This window comes from Caldimonas sp. (assembly GCF_046289365.1).
Taxonomy (GTDB): Bacteria; Pseudomonadota; Gammaproteobacteria; order Burkholderiales; family Burkholderiaceae_C; genus Caldimonas.
Window position 1 is genome coordinate 1 of the sequence record NZ_JBKBVU010000060.1, and the last position, 16,489, is coordinate 16,489.

Here is a 16,489-nt window from a genome sequence, read left to right on the forward strand (position 1 = left end):
CTCTTTTTTTTTCGCCAGCTTGTACACCGCCACGCCCAGCGGCGCGAGCAGGTCCATCAGGGCGTGGGCCAGGGTCACGTCGAGCAGGTCGCGGTCCCGGTAGCCCGTGAGGGCCGCCAGGTGGTCGATGGCCGACGGAACGGAGGGGGGCATCGTGCGCGACCTCCGTCCGGATTCAATGCACCGGCTGGGCACCGGCGGCCTGGGCGACGTAGCGGCCGATCAGCGCCAGCAGCTCCTCTTCGCTGTAGGGCTTGCCCAGGTAGTGGTTGACCCCCAGCTCGACGGCATAGTCGCGGTGCTTCTGGGCAATGCGCGAGGTGATCATGATGACCGGCAGATCGGCCAGGCGCGCATCGGCCCGCAGGTTGCGCACGAGGTCGAAGCCGTCCATGCGGGGCATCTCGATGTCGCTGAGCACCACCGCCGGACGCTCCTCGGCCAGCCGCTCCAGGGCCTCCAGCCCATCCTTGGCCAGGGCCACACGGTAGCCCTCGCGCGCCAGCAGGCGCTGCGTCACACGACGCACCGTGAGGGAGTCGTCAACGACCAGCACCAGCGGCGTGGCCGGCTCCTCGGCGGCAACCCGCAGGCGTTCGGCCGCCTCGGCTTGGCGTTGGGCCTCGGCCGCCGGGTGCATCGCCGCCGCGGTGAGGGCCCGGGCCGCGTCGCCGTACACCGTGGCCAGCGCCACCGGGTTGTAGATCAGCGCCACCGCGCCCGAGGCCAGCAACGTCATGCCGGCCAGGCCCGGCAGCCGCGACAACTGGGGCCCGAGGTTCTTCACCACCACTTCCTGGGTGCCCAGCACCTCGTCCACATGCAGGGCCACACGCTGCTGGGCGCTGCGCACCACCACCACGGGCAGGGTGCGCCCGGCTTCCTGGCCGTGCCCGCTGGATTGCAGCAACGCACCCAGCCAGAAGAAGGGCAGCATCTGATCGCCCAGCAGGTAGACCGAGGTCTCGTAGGCGCGCCGGACTTCCTCGGGCGAGGCGCGTCGCACGATCTCGATCAGGTTGGCCGGCACGCCCACGGTGACGTTGCCGCAGCGCAGCATCACGATCTGCGTGACCGCCGTGGTCAGCGGCAGCACCAGCTTGAAGCTCGTGCCCTGGCCTGGCGCCGTGGCGGTCTCGATGCGGCCGCCCATGGCGTTCACGTCCGAGCGCACCACGTCCATGCCCACCCCGCGGCCGGCCAGTTCGGTGACCGTCTCGGCGGTGGAAAAGCCCGGTGTGAAGATCAGGTTGGCGAGTTCGGCATCGCTGGGGTCGTCGTCGGGCGCGATCAGGCCCATGGCCCGGCCGCGTTCGCGGATGCGCGCGAGGTTCAGGCCGGCCCCGTCGTCACGGAACTCGATGGCAACTTCGTTGCCTTCCTGGTGCAGGGCCACGACGATGGTGCCCACCGGGTCCTTGCCCGCCGCCGCACGCTCCTGCGGCGGCTCGATGCCGTGCGTGACACAGTTGCGCAGCAGGTGCTCGAACGAGGCGGTCATGCGGTCGAGCACGCCACGGTCGACTTCGATCGCACCGCCGACGATGTCCAGGCGCACCTGCTTGCCGGTTTCCTTGGCGGCCAGCCGCACGACCCGGTACAGGCGCTCGGACAGCCCCTCGAACTCGACCATGCGGGTGCGCAGCAGGTCATCCTGCAGTTCGCGCGTCAGGCGGGCCTGGGCGGCCAGTTCATCCTCGGTGGTCTCCAGCGTGCGCTGCAGGGCCCGCTGCACCGTGGCCACGTCGTTCACCGACTCGGCCATCATGCGGGTGATCTCCTGGAAGCGGGTGAAGCGGTCGAACTCCAGCGGGTCGAAGGCCAGACCCTCGGCCTTGGCCTGCTCCATGCGCGAGGCCATCTGCGTCTCGGCCTGCAGCTCGATGTCACGCAACTGCTGGCGCAGCCGCTCCAGGTTGTCGGTCAGGTCGGTCAGCGAGCCCTTGATCTGACTGACCCCGGACTCCAGCCGGGCCCGGGTGATGCTCACCTCGCCGGCCTGGTTGACCAGGCGGTCGAGCAACTGGGCACGCACCCGCACAGCGGCCTGCCCCGTCTGCACGGCCGTGCGTGCCACAGCCCCCTGCCCCGCCGCTGCGCCGGAGGCAGTCTGCACGAAGCGCGACCAGTCGATCTCCGGCTCGGTACCCGCCGCGGCGGTGTCCGTGGGTGGCGCCTGCGGTGCGGCCGCCGGCTCGACGTCCTGCAGGGCCGGTGCATCGGCCACCGGCAGGTCCACATGCTCCATCAGCGGCAGGGGCGAGGACGGGGCCTCGAGCACCGCCGCCGCCTCCGGTCGGGCCTGAACCGCCGCCGTGGCATCGGCATAGGCCTGGGCGTCCTGGCGGCGCAGGGCTTCGAACACCGCCGTGATCACGTCCACACGCCCTTCCAGCGGTTCGACGTCTTCGGCACTGACGTCGCCACGGGCCAGCAGGCGTTCGATCGAGGTCTCGAGGCGGTGGGCGAGTTCGCCCAGGCGCATCGCGCCGGCCAGACGTGCGCCGCCCTTGAAAGTGTGCAAGGTGCGCATGCAGGCTTGGCCTGCATGCGTGTCGCCGGGCTGGCGCAGCCACTCGCGCAGCTCACTGGCGAGCTGGGGCAGCAGTTCCTGGGCCTCTTCCTCGAAGATGGGGAACAGATCGGCATCGACCGCATCGACCGCATCGATGTCGTCATCGATGTCCAGCCCCTCGCCGGGCAGGCCCGTCACATGCCTGGCCGCTGAGGCGGTCACGGCCTGCAGGGCCGGCAGCTCACGCAGCTCAGTGCGGCCCAGGTCGGGCAGCGAGCCCAGCAGGGAAGGCGGCCCGGCCAGCGGGGCCGGCTCGGTCGGCCCACCTTCGGCGGGCGACACGGCCTCAGCGACAGACCCGGCGTCGTCAGCGTCGTGAGCGTCGTCAGCGACGGCCTGCGGCGGCACCAGCTCGCCCGGCCCGGACTCATCGAGGTCGCCGCGGGCATGCAGCGATTCCAGCGCACGCGCCGAGTGCAGTTCGTGCTCGTCCAGACGCGCCAGCAGCTCCGGCGAGGGTTCTTTCAGGAAGCCCGCGGCGAACTGGTGCAGCAAGCGGCGGATCTCGTCAGCGACATCGACGAAGAGTCTCGCCTGCTCGGCATCGCCGCGCCCGATGGCCTGCGAGCGCGTCAGCGCGTGCTCCAGACGGCGCGCCAGTTGCGAGAGGTCGGCAAAGCCCACGGTCGACGACGAGCCAGCCAGCGAATGTGCATGGGCGATCGCTGCCTCGCCCACCGGGCGGTCGAGTTCCAGGGCCCATTCGGCCAGCTCGGTGCTCAGCCGCCGTGACAGCTCGTCGGCCTCGGTCAGGTAGATGTTGAACAGCGGAATACCGATGCGCAGAGGACCGACCACCTTGACCTGGTCGTTCACCGGTTCGGCCGGCGGCTGCGCCGGGGCGGACGGTGTGTCATGCCCTTCGGCCGGCGCGATGGCGCGCAGAGGCAAAGGCACGACATTGTCGGGCAGCGCCGGGGCGGCTTCGATCGTCTCGGTGGACCCGAGGTCCAGGTCGAGGTCCCCGAAATCGACGATCACCTCGGCCTGGGCGGCAGCGCCGGCCTCGGGCAGAGGGTCTTCCGAAGCAGCCGGCGGGGCCTCGGCGACGGCCGGTTCGGCGGTCGCCACGGGCGCGGCGGCATCCTCGAAGGCCGACAGGTCCAGCGTGAAGGCCGGCAGCTCCACCACCGGTGCGGCCGGGGCCGGCGGTTCGGCCACCGGCAGCTCGGCCGGCATCGACACCGCCGTAGGGCCGCCGGGGGCATGCACGGCCAGGCGCCGGCCTTCCAACCGCATCGCATCGGCCGCGGTGCGCACCGGGATGCTGTGGTGCGTGGGGTCCACGCGCGCGGCGATCTCGCCGATCCAGGCCGCCAGGTAGTCGAGCACCTCGCCGGTGAAAGCCAGCAGGTCGTCGCTGGCCGGCTTCTGGTCGGCCAGCCAGGTGTTGTAGAGCTGCTCGCAGGCCCAGGCCGCCTCGCCGAAGTCGTTGAGTCCGACCATGCGCGAGCTGCCTTTGAGCGTGTGGAACGAGCGGCGCACGGTGGTGAGTTGCTCGATGTCGTCGGGCGTGCGGGTCAACAGGTCCAGCGCGGCACCGGCCGCGCCCATCACCTCCTGGGCTTCTTCGAGGAAGATGGCGCGCATCTCGTCGTCGTCTTCCAGGCCGGAGGGCCCCGGCGCGGCCGGTGCGGTCGCCGGTGCGGCGGCCACTTCGGGAGCCAGCGTGGCGGCATCCGAGGCCGTGGAGACGAAATCGGCCACGGCCTGCGCGACCTGCTCGCGCACCGCCTGGAGGTCGGCCTCACCGCGTGCAGCCTGCTCGACCGCGGCATGGGCCTGGTTCAGCGGCTCGGCCAGCGCGGGCTGGTCGGCCACCAAGGCCTGGTCGGACAGGCGCTGCAGTTCGGCAGACAGGGTTTCGAGGGAGAGATCCTCGCGCTCGACCTGGGCGGCCAGCGCCTGGGCCTGCTCGATCAGCCGGGGTTCGACCAGCGTCACTGGCGGTGCCGGCTCGCTGGCGCGGCCCATCACCGGGCGCAGTTCGCCCCGATGGGCATCGAAAGTGAACAGCGACTTCGCCATCTGCGGCTGGTAGCTGAGCATGTCGATCAGGAAGCCCAGCGCGCCCAGATTGCCGGCCAGCCGCTCGAACGTGGCGGCTGCCGACGGCGATTGCGGATCGACCTCGGTGGCCAGCAGTTCGTCGACCACGTCGCGCATGCGCAGCACGGCCTGCGAAGCCTGGTCCATGCCCAGCACCGAGAGCACGCCGCGCATGGCGGCCAGTTGACCGGGCACCGGCGCCAGCACGGAACGGTCGGCCGGGTTGCGGAAGTACTGGTCGATCAGCTTCTCTGCCTCGCTCAGCGAGGCGCGCAGTTCCTGCACCACGCTGCCCATGGTCTGGCGGTCCGAGACCCGGCGGTACAGGTCCTCCATCCAGGACTCGAGCGGCTGGGCCGGCTCACCCCGGCGCACCGACTCGATGCGTTCGGCCAAGCGGTTGCTGCGCTCGGCGAGCTGCGGGTCGTCGAAATCCGCGTCTTCCAGCGAGGCCTCGAGGTAGAGCACGCTGGTGGCCACTTCCATGGCCAGCGGGGCCTGGGGGGCGCTGGCCGACTCCACCGTCTGGGCCACCGAGCGCATCAGCGCCTCGGCCAGGGCCTCGCCGGCCGGGTAAATCCTGCGCAGGGAATCCCCCACGAGGCTGAATTGCTCGTTCAAGCCGGTCAGGCGGTGCATCTCGCCGCCGGCCACGGCCGACCAGGCATCCTTGGCGGCGGCCACGCGCTTGCGCGCCTGCACCAGCAGGGCCGGGTCGAAGCGGCCGAGGTGGGACACCTCGTAGTTCACCGGCTCGTGGTCTTCCAGGCCGTAGGCCCGGCGCACGGCCTGCACACGAGGTGCCAGCGTATCGCCGGGGCGGCATTGGGCACAGAAGAAAAGGAGGTCCTGCGCCAGACGCTCGGAGACGGCCGACTCGCCGCGCTCGATCATGCCGAACTGCGCCAGGATGCGTGAAGCCACGCGTTTGCTGTAGACATCCAGCGGCAGCAGGTCTCGGGCCAGCGCCTCGAAGAAGGCTGCCGCAAGCCGCCAGAACGTGGCGGCATGCATCCCCGGGGCACTCACGCCCAGGCCGGCGCACAGGTCGCTCATGCGCTGGGCGGTGCGGGCCGTGGAGCGGCCCCGCATCAACGCCAGCAGCAGGGTCTCGAGTTCACCGCGTGTGGCCGCGTCGGCGCTGCGCGGGCCGACGCCGGTGGCGACGTCGGCCACCTCCGTCCAATGCCAGTCGACGCTCCACAGGTCGGCGGGGTGGATGCGGTCGGCCCCGGCCAGTTCCTGCACCGCGCGGTACTGGGGAAAGAGAGACACACAGGAGACCTTGCGGCCGGCCAGCACACGCGAGAGGTAATCCAGCAGGCCAAACGAGGCTTTCTCCAGGGTCTCGACCGCCGCAGCGTCGAGCTTCTGGGGCTTCTGGATGTAGCGCTGGACGGCGGCCTCGCTAGCGCGCAGCACGCTGGCAGCCGCTGGCATGCCCACGAGTTCGAGAGCGCCCACCCCCTGGTGGAGCTGCTGGCGTGCGGTGCGCAGAACGGACGGATCGACGGCATCGACGTCCGAGCCGGCAGCGCTGTCGGCCTCCTTGAGGAAGCGGCGCAAGGCCTTGTGGGCGTTGTCGAGCGACTTGCGCAGTTCATCCTGGACCCAGGCCAGGGCGCTGAGGTCGTCGCCGGTCAGACTGTCACGGTTGCTGCTGTCCATCCAGTGCCCCACCCTGCTCAGCTGATCTTGAACCGCGACACCGACTGTTTCAGTTCCTCGGCAGTCTTGGACAGTTCGCGCACCAGTTGGGCCGTCGATCGCGTGCCTTCACCCGTCTGCTCGGTCACCGCGAAGATGTGCTGGATGTTGCCGGCCACGATGTTGGCCGACTCGGCTTCGCGGGAGGCCTGGGCCGAGATCTGCTCGATCAGCTCGGCGAGCTGGCGCGACACGCGGTCGATCTCGCCCAGCGCGGTACCGGCGTTGTCCGACAGCTTGGCCCCTTCCACCACACCCTGGGTGGAGCGCTCCATGGCCGCCACGGCATCGGCCGTGTCGGTCTGAATGGTCTTCACCAGGGCTGCGATCTGCTTCGTGGCGTCGGCGGAGCGCTCGGCCAGCCGCTGCACTTCCTCGGCCACCACCGAGAAGCCGCGACCGGCTTCGCCCGCGGAGGCGGCCTGGATGGCGGCATTCAGTGCCAGCACGTTGGTCTGTTCCGTGATGTCGGAGATCAGCTCGGTGATCTCGCCGATCTCTTGCGACGACTCGCCCAGCCGCTTGATCCGCTTGGAGGTCTCCTGGATCTGCTCGCGGATCGCGTTCATGCCGCCGATGGCATTCTGCACGGCCTGCAGGCCCTGTTCGGCCGCCATCAGCGACTGGCGTGCCACCTGGGCCGAGTGCTGGGCCTGTGCCGACACGTCGTTGATTCGGCTGGCCATCTGGAGCACCGACTCGCCGGTGTCGCGGATCTCGCGCAGTTGCTCTGTCGAGGCGGCCAGCAGTTCGGTGGAGGTGGCCTCCACCTGCTGCGTGGTCTCGGTCACCCGCGACACCGTGCCCTGCACCTGCGACACCAGATTGCGCAGTTCCTCCACCGTGTAGTTCACCGAGTCGGCGATGGCGCCGGTAATGTCTTCCGTCACGGTGGCTTGCTGCGTCAGGTCACCTTCGGCCACCGTCTGCAGTTCGTTCATCAGCCTCAGAATGGCCGCCTGGTTCGCATCGTTGACGCGCTTGGCCTCCTGCTCCTGCCGCTCGGCTTCCCGCCGCTGCTGCTCGGCCAGTTGCGCACGCGCGCGCTCGGCCTGGAAGTACACGTAGAGCAGACCGAGGATGCCGACCAGTGCCATCGCGATGGACACCAGCAGCACGATGACGTTGAGGGTGCCGAAGCCGGCCTGCTCGGACAGGCGCTCTTGCACCTGCTGCAGACCTTTGCGCAGGGCCTCGGAGTCGTCGATGATCGCCACCTGGGCCTCACGGGCCGACACCAGGCCTTGCAGGTTGCCCAGGATGGCCCCGGCCTGCGTGCGGGTCTGCTCGTACAGCTCCTGCAGGGCCAGCAGGCGCTCCTTGGTCTGTTCGTCGCGCGTGGGCGGCAGACGCAGTTCGGCGCTGCCCTCCAGCAGGCCCTGAGAGATCTCGCGGAAGGAGTTCAGGTCCTTGCCCAGCAGGAACACGGCCTCGGGCGACACGCCTTCCATCGTCAGGAACTCGTTGGCCGATTTGCCGATGCGCTGCGTGAGCATCACGAGCTGGCCCGCCGCCGAGATCTCGGCCGGCGAGGCGTTCTGCTGCAGCTTCAGCGAGGAGATGGTCTCGGCGATCTCCAGCAGGTCGGCCGACTGGCGGTTGATGGTGCGCAGGGCCTGCCCGACCTGGGTCAGGATTTCCTGCTGTGCCAGCACGATGCCGGCGTTCTTCTCGGCACGATCGACCAGGGGCATGATGGGCTCGAGGGCCTGCTGCACGTCGGGCGACACCGGCGGAATGTCGGAGCTGCCGTTGCGCAGGCCGCGCGTGCCCGAGGCCAGCACGGTCGAGCTTTCTCGCACCTCCGGGAAGGCCTGAGGGCTGCCCACCAGGGCCTGCGACACCGACTTGGCCAGGCGCTGCGACTGCATCAGCGCCTCACCGGTGGTGCGCACTTGGGTGGCCACGTTGTTGGCGTTGTTCTGCGAGATGCCCACCACCGCGAGCAGCCCCACCACGCCCAGCACGGTCAGCGCACCCAGGATCCGCTGCTGCTGAGCCACCGGCAGATGGCCAATCAGGGGCAGCCGCGAGCTGGATTCCCCGACATCTCCGGCCTGCATGCGCGTTTGCGCGAACTCACCGGGCAATTCCGATGGCGCCACCTCAGAGATGATGGACGAGTCCTTGTCCGCGGAGGATGTCCCGGCGGGCCGGGTTTCCAGGCTGATCGTCGCGTCCGGCCCTGGCAGGGGCAGGTCGTCCGAGGCGTCGTCGTACGGCTTGCCCAGCGAGTCCTCGCCCGGCCCCTTCTTGCCCTTGCCGGTGATCTTGCTGATGAAACTCATTTTCCCCTCTAGCTTTCTGCTCGAACGTCACTCATACCAGGCCGGTCGTCGTCGCGCGAAGCGCCCCGTCAGCCCACGATCCTCAGGAATGCCTCGTCACGCGCCAGCGCCGCCAAGTGCAGCTCCTGCCAGACGCGCCCCTGGGCGTCGCGCAGGCGCTTGCCCACGAAGCCGGGACGCGCCGCACGCTCGTCCACACCATCGTCGGCCGGCTGGAGCTGGTCGCGGCTGCGCAGGCCGGCCAGCCGTTCCACCAGCAAGGCGCAATTGATGTCCAGCGACGGATTGAGCGCGATCAGCCGGGCCTGCTCGCGCAGGCCGTCGGCGCCTGGCACGCTCGCGGCTTTTAGACCCAGGAAGGCGGCCAAGTCGACCACGCCATGCAGACCACCGCGCAGGTTGGCCACGCCCAGGAACCAGGGCGAGGTGTGCGGCACGCTCACGCACGACGAGAACGGGAAGATCTCGCCGGCATCCTGCAAAGGCAGCAGGAAACGCCGGCCTGCGGACTCCACCGCCAGCCAGCTCGCCGTGCGCGCCTCGGTGCGCGCGGCCTGCAAACGCTCGGCCAGCCGGCTTTGCAGCTCACGCAGCGCTTCTTTGTTCGCCATGGTGTGTGTCTGTGGTTGCTCGGGTGCGACCCCGCAGGTCCCTGCTGCGGTCTGCGCGACGGCTCATCAGTCGAAGGCGCGGATCTTGCTAATCAGCTCTTCGGCGTCCACGGGCTTGACCACGTAGTCGCGTGCACCTTGGCGCATGCCCCAAACCTTGTCGGTCTCCTGGTTCTTGCTCGTGCACATGATCACGGGCACGTCGGCGAAGTTGGGGTCGCGCGTGATCGAGCGCGTGAGCTGGAAACCGTTCTGGCCGGGCATGACGACGTCCATCAGAATCAGGTCGGGCTTGTCCTCGGCCAGACGGCGCAAGGCCTCCTCGCCATTCTCGGCGGTGCGCACGCTGTAGCCGCGCTTGGACAGCAGTTCGGACAGATGATGCAGCTCGGTCTTCGAGTCGTCGACCAACAGGATCTTCTTGACTGGCATGGCTTTCTACCTCACTCGTTCGGCGCCTGCATGCAGGCGCCCCTGGGCAAACGGATGCAATGAGAAAGGGCGCCTGCTGTGGGGCGCCCGGGGATTCATGCGATACGGCGGTGCTGTTCCACGGCCTGAAGCAACTGGTCCTTGGTGAAGGGCTTGGTCAGGTAGTCCTGCGAGCCGACCATGCGTCCGCGTGCCTTGTCGAACAAACCGTCCTTGGAGGACAGCATGATCACCGGCACCGCGGAGAACTTGGGATTGCGCTTGATGATCGCGCAGGTCTGGTAGCCGTCGAGCCGCGGCATCAGGATGTCGCAGAAGATCAGGTGCGGCTCGTGGTCATTGACCTTGGCCAGCGCGTCGAAACCGTCCTCGGCCAGCACCACCTCGTAGCCGCCTTGCTTGAGGAAAATCTCGGCGCTGCGGCGGATGGTGTTGCTGTCGTCGATGACGAGCACCTTGGTGCCCCCCGCAGACGTGGCTTGACTGATCGAAGCAACGGTGTCGCTCACTGAAGCCCTCTCCTCAACGACTTGAATTGGCTGTTCCCGCGTCTGTCGCGCTAGATCTGCACCATTTCGAAGTCTTCCTTGCGAGCGCCGCATTCGGGACAGACCCAGTTCATCGGCACATCGGCCCAGGCGGTGCCCGGGGCGATGCCATGTTCAGGGTCGCCAGCGGCCTCGTCGTAGATCCATCCGCAAATCAGGCACATCCAGGTTCGAGACTCGCTCACTTTGTATCAGTTTCACTACAATGATGCGAGGCATTGTAGCCTTGTGAACACACAAAACCGCGAGGGTTTGTGCGAACTTACACGCGATTGTTCATGTGAAGTTCCGCAGTGACCGCCCTCGCCCACCGCACCGGCCCACACCCATGTCCCACCCCCCCCAAGACCCGGCCCCGGCCATCGACGCCCCCGAGGACGCCGGCGCCCCGCCGTGCGTGATGAGCTTCAATGCCAACGATCCCAGCGGAGCCGGCGGCCTGGGCGGTGACGTGGCCACCCTGTGCGCCATGGGGGCGCATCCGTTGCCGGTGGTCACGGCCATCTTGCTGCGCGACACCGCCGAAGTGTTCGATCATCACGTGCTCGACGATGAGGCGGTGGTCGAGCAGGCCCGCAGCATCCTCGAAGACACCCCCATCGCCGCCTGGAAGGTGGGCTTCCTCGGCAGCGCGGAAACCATCGGCGCCGTCGCCGAGGTGTTGTCCGACTATCCCGACGTGCCGCTCGTGGCCTACCTGCCCAGCCTGCCCTGGATGGAGGAATCCGCCCACGAGGCCTATCACGAGGCGTTCCGCGAGCTGGTGTTGCCCCAGGCCTCGGTGCTCGTGGGCAACCACAAGACCCTCACCGACTTCCTGCTGCCCGAGTGGGACGCCGACCGGCCGGCCTCGCCACGCGAGCTGGCCGTCGCGGCCGCCGAGCACGGCACACGCTTCGTGCTCGTCACCGGCATCCAGTTGCCCGATCACTTCGTCGACAACGTGCTGGCCACAGCCGAGGGGCCGGTCAGCGGCGAACGCTTCGAGCGCTTCGACACCGGCTTCGTCGGCGCCGGCGAGACGCTGTCGGCGGCGCTGGCGGCGATGCTGGCCAATGGCGCCGAAGTCACCGATGCCGCCGCCGAGGCGCTGGCCTTTCTCGACCAGACCCTGGATGCCGGCTTCCGGCCCGGCATGGGCGGGGTGATCCCCGATCGTTTCTTCTGGGCCCTGCCGCCGGCCGAGGGGTCCGAGGAGGCCCCCGGCGAGGCCGACGGTGGCGGAACCCCGGATCCGCGCCACATCCACTGAACCGCCGCGGGCCTGCCCGCCGGCCCCCACCCCTGCATCGCATGGCCACCAACGACCAACTCTTCGAACGCGCCCGCAAGGTCATTCCTGGCGGCGTCAACTCGCCCGTGCGTGCCTTCCGCGCCGTGGGTGGCACGCCGCGCTTCATCACGCGAGCCCAAGGGGCTTACCTCTACGACGCCGAGGGCCGCCGCTACATCGACTACATCGGCTCCTGGGGCCCGATGATCCTGGGTCACGGCCACCCCGCCGTGGTCGAAGCCGTGCAGCGGGCCGTGAGCGAGGGCTTTTCTTTCGGCGCTCCCACCGAGCGCGAGATCGAGCTGGCCGAAGCCATCCTGGCCCTCGTGCCCTCGATGGAACAGGTGCGCTTGGTGAGCTCGGGTACTGAGGCTGCCATGAGCGCGATCCGCCTGGCACGCGGCGCCACCGGCCGGCCCAAGCTGATCAAGTTCGAAGGCTGCTACCACGGCCATGCCGACGCCCTGCTGGTCAAGGCCGGCTCGGGCCTGGCCACCTTCGGCCACCCCACCAGTGCCGGGGTGCCGCCCGAGGCCGTGCAACACACCCTGGTGCTCGAATACAACCACCTCGAGCAGCTCGAGGCGGCCTTCGCCGAGCACGGCGCGCAGCTCGCCTGCGTGATGATCGAGCCGATCGCCGGCAACATGAACTTCGTGCGTGCCAGCGTGCCGTTCATGACCCGGCTGCGCGAGCTGTGCACGCGGCACGGCGCACTGCTGGTCTTCGACGAAGTCATGACCGGCTTTCGCGTGGGCCTGCACGGCGCGCAGGGGCTGTACGGCCGGCTCATCCCGGGCTTCCAGCCGGACCTCAGCGTCTTCGGCAAGGTGATCGGCGGGGGCATGCCGCTGGCGGCCTTTGGCGGCCCGCGCGCCATCATGGAGCAGCTCTCGCCCACGGGCCCGGTCTATCAGGCCGGCACCCTGTCGGGCAATCCGGTGGCCACGGCCTGCGGCCTGGCCACGCTGCGCGAGATCAGCCGGCCTGGCTTCTTCGAGGCCCTGTCGGCGCGCACCCGCTCGCTGGTGGATGGGCTGCAAGGCGCGGCGCGGGAGGCCGGAATCGACCTGGCCGTCGACTGCGAAGGCGGCATGTTCGGCTTCTTCCTGGCGCGCGAGCTGCCACAGCACTACGGGCAGGTCATGGCCACCGACAAGGACGCCTTCAACCGCTTCTTCCACGGCATGCTCGAGCGCGGCGTTTATCTCGCGCCCGCCCTGTATGAAGCCGGCTTTGTCAGCGCCGCCCACACGGCCGAGGACATCGCCGCCACCATCGACGCCGCCCGCGCCGCTTTTGCTTCCTGATCCCCTGGTTCCCGGCCCGCGCCGGGCTTCACGCATGCACCTTCACATCCTCGGCATCTGCGGCACCTTCATGGGCGGGCTGGCCGCCCTGGCCCGCGAGGCGGGCCACCGCGTCACCGGCTGCGATGCCGGCGTCTACCCGCCCATGAGCGAGCAGTTGCGCGAGCTGGGCATCGAGCTGATCGAGGGCTACGGCGCCGACCAACTTGCGCTGCAGCCCGACGTCTGGGTGGTGGGCAATGTGGTGAGCCGCGGCAACCCGCTGATGGAGGCCGTGCTCGATGCGGGACTGCGCTACATGAGCGGCCCGCAGTGGCTGGCCGAGCATGTCCTGCACGGCCGCCATGTGCTGGCCGTGGCCGGCACGCACGGCAAGACCACCACCACCTCGATGCTGGCTTGGATCCTGGAGGCCACCGGGCGGCAGCCCGGCTTCCTCGTGGGCGGAGTGCCGCAGAACTTCGGGGTGTCAGCCCGCCTGGGTTCGGGGCCTGCCTTCGTGATCGAGGCCGATGAGTACGACACCGCCTTCTTCGACAAGCGCAGCAAGTTCGTGCACTACCGGCCGCGCACCGCCGTGCTGAACAATCTGGAGTTCGACCACGCCGACATCTTCGACGACCTGGCCGCGATCGAACGCCAGTTCCACCACCTCGTGCGCACCGTGCCGTCCAGCGGCCGCCTCGTCGTCAATGCCCGCGAGGCCCCCTTGCAGCGCGTGCTGGACAAGGGCTGCTGGAGCGAGGTGGTGCGCTTCGGCGGGGCCGAAGGCTTCGAGGCCCGGGGCGAACCGCACGACTTCGAGGTGCTCCGCAACGGCCAGGCCGTGGGCCACGTGCGCTGGGAACTGCTGGGCGAGCACAACCAGTTGAACGCCCTGGCCGCCATCGCCGCGGCCGAGCACCTGGGCGTGGCCCCGCAGGCGGCGGCCGAGGCCCTGGGCGCCTTCCGCAACGTGCGGCGCCGGCTGGAGGTGCGCGGCACGGCCGGTGGCGTGACCGTGTACGACGACTTCGCCCACCATCCCACCGCCATTCGCACCACGGTGGACGGTCTGCGCCGCCGTGTGGGCAAGGCCCGCATCCTGGCCGTCTTCGAGCCGCGCTCGAACACGATGAAGCTGGGCACGATGAAGGCCCAGTTGCCCTGGGCCCTGGAGGCGGCCGATCTCACCTTCTGCCACAGCGGCGGCCTGAGCTGGGACGCCGCCCAGGCCCTGGCCCCGATGGGCGCGAAGGCCCAGGTGGCTGACAGCATCGATGGCGTGATCGCCCAGGTGCTGGCCGCGGTCCGCCCGGGCGACCATGTGCTGTGCATGAGCAACGGCAGCTTCGGTGGCATCCATGGCCGCCTGCTGGAGGCGCTGGCGGCGCGCTGAACGCGACTCAGCGGTGCCGGAACGCCGCAGGGCGCTTGGCCAGGAAGGCCTCCATGCCCTCCTTCTGGTCCTCGGTGGCGAACAGGGCGTGGAAGGCGCGGCGTTCGAAGAGCAGGCCTTCGTTGAGCGGTGCCTCATAGGCCCGGTTCACGCATTCCTTGGCCGCGATCAGGCTGGGCAGCGAGTAGCCGCAGATCGCATCGGCCGCGGCGAAGGCTTCGTCCAGCAGCCTGTCGGCCGGCACCACGCGCGACACCAGGCCGGCGCGCTCGGCCTCGGCGGCATCCATCATGCGCCCGGTGAGCGTGAGGTCCATGGCCTTGGCCTTGCCCACCGCGCGCGGCAGGCGCTGCGTGCCTCCCGCGCCGGGGATGATGCCCAGCTTGATCTCGGGCTGGCCGAACTTTGCGGTGTCTGCAGCGATGATGATGTCGCACATCATCGCCAGCTCGCAGCCTCCGCCCAGCGCAAAGCCCGAGACCGCGGCGATCACCGGCTTGCGCACGCGCTTGAGGGTTTCCCAGTTGCGGGTGATGAAGTCGGACTTGTAGACCTCCATGTAAGTCCACTTCGCCATGGCCGAGATGTCGGCACCGGCCGCAAAGGCCTTCTCGCTACCGGTGAGGACCATGCAGCCGATGGTCTCGTCGGCATCGAAGCCCAGCAAGGCCTCGCCGAGCTGATCCATCAGCGCATCGTTGAGGGCGTTGAGCTGCTTGGGCCGGTTCAGGGTGATGACACCCACCTTCAGCGCGGCCTGGCCGCGCACCTGGGTCAGGATGAGGGGTTCGCTCACGGGGTTCTCCTTTCGAAGCCCCTCACTATACGGCCCCGCCTGCAGCGTGAAATCCGACCGCGCGGCAGCCCCCGCGCGCGCCCCGGGGCGGTGCTTTCCTGATGGCGTGGCCTGCCTTCGCGCGTTAAGCTGCCATCATCGCGCGCAACCAGGGTGACCGATGGCTACGGTGTACCGCAAAACAGAAAAGGGACAGGCCGAGATCGCCACCCGCCAGAACCACCTGGCGATGAAGCTGCGTTCGGCGCTGATCATGGTGGACGGCAAGCGCACGGACGAGGAGCTGCTGCGCATGATTCCCGGCGATGGCCAGGACCTGCTCCAGCAGTTGCGCGACCAGGGGTACATCGAGGTGATCGCTGTCACCGCCCAGCGGTCTGCACCGAACGGGGCGAAGGCGCCCGACAGCGTACCCTCGGCGGCCGAATCGGGGTTCAGCCAGGGCCCCACGGGCTCGGAATTCGTCACCCTGCGCCAGCAGGCCGCCCGCTTCGTTTCCGAGCAGCTCGGGCCCATGGGCGACGACCTGGCCGTGCGTCTGGAGAAGTCCAAGGCCTGGGCGGACTTGAAGCCGGTGTTGAGCATGGCCCAGCGGGTGCTGCAGGACAACCGCGGGCCGACGACGGCCGAGGCCTTCCGTATCCGCTTCATCGACCCGTACTGAGCGCCTGCTATCGAGAGCCGCTGTGCTGTTCGCGCTGTGGCGGGGTCTGTGGCTGCAGTGCCCCCTGACCTTCTGTCAACGTGCGCACCTCATCGCGCCGGCGGCGCCACGTTCGAAGCCCCGTGCGCCTGCGCGATGACGCGCTTGCGCTTGATGATCACCTTTGGCGAGCCTGTGGGTGGCGAACGAGCCTCATCGGCCGGCCGCGCATGATGCTGCGTTGAGCCGCTTGGCCTGGCCTGCGCTCGCTCGAGCGCACAGGCCACCTGGCTCTGGTTGAGTTCGCTGACATGGTCGCCATTGACCAGCGCATGGCGCCCCTCGGACGTTTGCATCAGCGCTCCGAACTGCGCACCGCGCTGGATGCGTCCGATCATCACCCAGCCCTTGCTCTGCAGCCGCGCCGAAACGCTGTGGCGCTCGGGTGAGGTGTCCAGCCGAACCGTGTAACGGGCACTCATGACCAACTCACCACCCCACCCCCTTGCGCAGCGGCGGCCCGATGGCCTGGCGCACGGCCTGCGGCCACTCATACAGCCGCGAGGTGTGCGCCACCAGCCATAGCCCGGTGGCCTGGCTCCAGTTGATCGACAAGGGGATGTAGGGGGCCATCAATGCCCCCCCACATCGCCGGTGAAGCGCCAACGGACAGCCCCCACGCGATGAGCGCAATCCCTGGCAACGCAATGACGTGGTACAGCAGCGTGATCCCCGGATGCTCCCGCCACCACCAGCCGTAGCGCGGCCCGAAGGGCCCGGTGCGCCCGGCCGCTTGCCACCAGCTGGGCTTATCGTCGCTGCGCCCATCGAGCGGCTCGCCCGGGTGCGGCAGGTGCGGCCCGCCTTGTTCCATGAAGC

General features: G+C 69.2%; 13 protein-coding genes. 4 read left to right on the forward strand and 9 right to left on the reverse strand.

From position 1 onward, the window contains the following. Nucleotides 1–175: 175 nt before the first annotated feature. The 6 genes from ACK42S_RS08210 to ACK42S_RS08235 all read right to left on the reverse strand — a co-directional run bounded on the left by ACK42S_RS08210 (nucleotide 176) and on the right by ACK42S_RS08235 (nucleotide 10,374). On the reverse strand, nucleotides 176–6,292 hold the full coding sequence (locus ACK42S_RS08210; protein WP_409705485.1) for an Hpt domain-containing protein: 6,117 nt from the start codon (nucleotides 6,290–6,292) through the stop codon (nucleotides 176–178). Nucleotides 6,293–6,309: 17 nt separating this feature from the next. After that, the gene (locus tag ACK42S_RS08215; protein ID WP_409705488.1) at nucleotides 6,310–8,619 is read right to left on the reverse strand and encodes a methyl-accepting chemotaxis protein; all 2,310 of its coding nucleotides are present in this window, start codon (nucleotides 8,617–8,619) and stop codon (nucleotides 6,310–6,312) included. Between the two features lie 68 nt (nucleotides 8,620–8,687). Continuing rightward, complete coding sequence (locus ACK42S_RS08220) at nucleotides 8,688–9,230, reverse strand: chemotaxis protein CheW (protein ID WP_409705491.1); 543 nt, start codon at nucleotides 9,228–9,230, stop codon at nucleotides 8,688–8,690. A 66-nt stretch (nucleotides 9,231–9,296) separates the two neighbouring features. Further along, complete coding sequence (locus tag ACK42S_RS08225) at nucleotides 9,297–9,662, reverse strand: PleD family two-component system response regulator (protein ID WP_409705494.1); 366 nt, start codon at nucleotides 9,660–9,662, stop codon at nucleotides 9,297–9,299. Nucleotides 9,663–9,757: 95 nt separating this feature from the next. After that, nucleotides 9,758–10,171, reverse strand: coding sequence for a PleD family two-component system response regulator (locus ACK42S_RS08230; RefSeq protein ID WP_409705496.1), 414 nt, complete (start codon nucleotides 10,169–10,171; stop codon nucleotides 9,758–9,760). 50 nt (nucleotides 10,172–10,221) lie between these two features. After that, nucleotides 10,222–10,374: a rubredoxin gene (locus ACK42S_RS08235; RefSeq protein ID WP_019560853.1), complete on the reverse strand. Its 153-nt coding sequence runs from the start codon at nucleotides 10,372–10,374 to the stop codon at nucleotides 10,222–10,224. A gap of 164 nt (nucleotides 10,375–10,538) precedes the next feature. On the opposite strand from ACK42S_RS08235, the gene ACK42S_RS08240 reads away from it, so the two are divergent. Genes ACK42S_RS08240 through mpl form a run of 3 tightly spaced genes read left to right on the forward strand, consistent with a single transcriptional unit; the run spans nucleotide 10,539 to nucleotide 14,171 of the window. Then, a complete protein-coding gene (locus ACK42S_RS08240) occupies nucleotides 10,539–11,462 on the forward strand; it encodes a hydroxymethylpyrimidine/phosphomethylpyrimidine kinase (protein ID WP_409705499.1) in 924 nt (307 codons plus the stop codon). A 41-nt stretch (nucleotides 11,463–11,503) separates the two neighbouring features. After that, nucleotides 11,504–12,793, forward strand: coding sequence for a glutamate-1-semialdehyde 2,1-aminomutase (hemL, locus tag ACK42S_RS08245; RefSeq protein ID WP_409705502.1), 1,290 nt, complete (start codon nucleotides 11,504–11,506; stop codon nucleotides 12,791–12,793). A 34-nt stretch (nucleotides 12,794–12,827) separates the two neighbouring features. After that, a complete protein-coding gene (gene mpl, locus ACK42S_RS08250; protein ID WP_409705505.1) occupies nucleotides 12,828–14,171 on the forward strand; it encodes a UDP-N-acetylmuramate:L-alanyl-gamma-D-glutamyl-meso-diaminopimelate ligase in 1,344 nt (447 codons plus the stop codon). A gap of 7 nt (nucleotides 14,172–14,178) precedes the next feature. Here the strand turns inward: mpl and ACK42S_RS08255 are convergent, their stop codons facing one another. Beyond that, entirely contained in the window at nucleotides 14,179–14,967 is a 789-nt protein-coding gene (locus ACK42S_RS08255; protein WP_409705508.1) for an enoyl-CoA hydratase, read from the reverse strand. A gap of 160 nt (nucleotides 14,968–15,127) precedes the next feature. Between ACK42S_RS08255 and ACK42S_RS08260 the strand changes: the two genes are divergently transcribed. After that, nucleotides 15,128–15,631, forward strand: a complete 504-nt coding sequence (locus ACK42S_RS08260) for a hypothetical protein (RefSeq protein ID WP_409705511.1) — start codon at nucleotides 15,128–15,130, stop codon at nucleotides 15,629–15,631. 89 nt (nucleotides 15,632–15,720) lie between these two features. Here the strand turns inward: ACK42S_RS08260 and ACK42S_RS08265 are convergent, their stop codons facing one another. Together ACK42S_RS08265 and ACK42S_RS08270 are read right to left on the reverse strand one after the other, a co-directional pair. Then, the gene (locus ACK42S_RS08265; protein WP_409705514.1) at nucleotides 15,721–16,092 is read right to left on the reverse strand and encodes a hypothetical protein; all 372 of its coding nucleotides are present in this window, start codon (nucleotides 16,090–16,092) and stop codon (nucleotides 15,721–15,723) included. 7 nt (nucleotides 16,093–16,099) lie between these two features. Further along, nucleotides 16,100–16,243, reverse strand: a complete 144-nt coding sequence (locus tag ACK42S_RS08270) for a hypothetical protein (RefSeq protein WP_409705517.1) — start codon at nucleotides 16,241–16,243, stop codon at nucleotides 16,100–16,102. Nucleotides 16,244–16,489: the final 246 nt, after the last annotated feature.

Excerpts from the sequence above, each read along its gene's own strand:
- ACK42S_RS08210 (WP_409705485.1), bottom strand. The coding sequence starts at position 6,292 with ATGGACAGCAGCAACCGTGACAGTCTGACCGGCGACGACCTCAGCGCC.
- ACK42S_RS08215 (WP_409705488.1), bottom strand. The coding sequence starts at position 8,619 with ATGAGTTTCATCAGCAAGATCACCGGCAAGGGCAAGAAGGGGCCGGGC.
- ACK42S_RS08220 (WP_409705491.1), bottom strand. The coding sequence starts at position 9,230 with ATGGCGAACAAAGAAGCGCTGCGTGAGCTGCAAAGCCGGCTGGCCGAG.
- ACK42S_RS08225 (WP_409705494.1), bottom strand. The coding sequence starts at position 9,662 with ATGCCAGTCAAGAAGATCCTGTTGGTCGACGACTCGAAGACCGAGCTG.
- ACK42S_RS08235 (WP_019560853.1), bottom strand. The coding sequence starts at position 10,374 with ATGTGCCTGATTTGCGGATGGATCTACGACGAGGCCGCTGGCGACCCT.
- ACK42S_RS08240 (WP_409705499.1), top strand. The coding sequence starts at position 10,539 with ATGTCCCACCCCCCCCAAGACCCGGCCCCGGCCATCGACGCCCCCGAG.
- hemL (WP_409705502.1), top strand. The coding sequence starts at position 11,504 with ATGGCCACCAACGACCAACTCTTCGAACGCGCCCGCAAGGTCATTCCT.
- mpl (WP_409705505.1), top strand. The coding sequence starts at position 12,828 with ATGCACCTTCACATCCTCGGCATCTGCGGCACCTTCATGGGCGGGCTG.
- ACK42S_RS08260 (WP_409705511.1), top strand. The coding sequence starts at position 15,128 with ATGGCTACGGTGTACCGCAAAACAGAAAAGGGACAGGCCGAGATCGCC.
- ACK42S_RS08265 (WP_409705514.1), bottom strand. The coding sequence starts at position 16,092 with ATGAGTGCCCGTTACACGGTTCGGCTGGACACCTCACCCGAGCGCCAC.
- ACK42S_RS08270 (WP_409705517.1), bottom strand. The coding sequence starts at position 16,243 with ATGGCCCCCTACATCCCCTTGTCGATCAACTGGAGCCAGGCCACCGGG.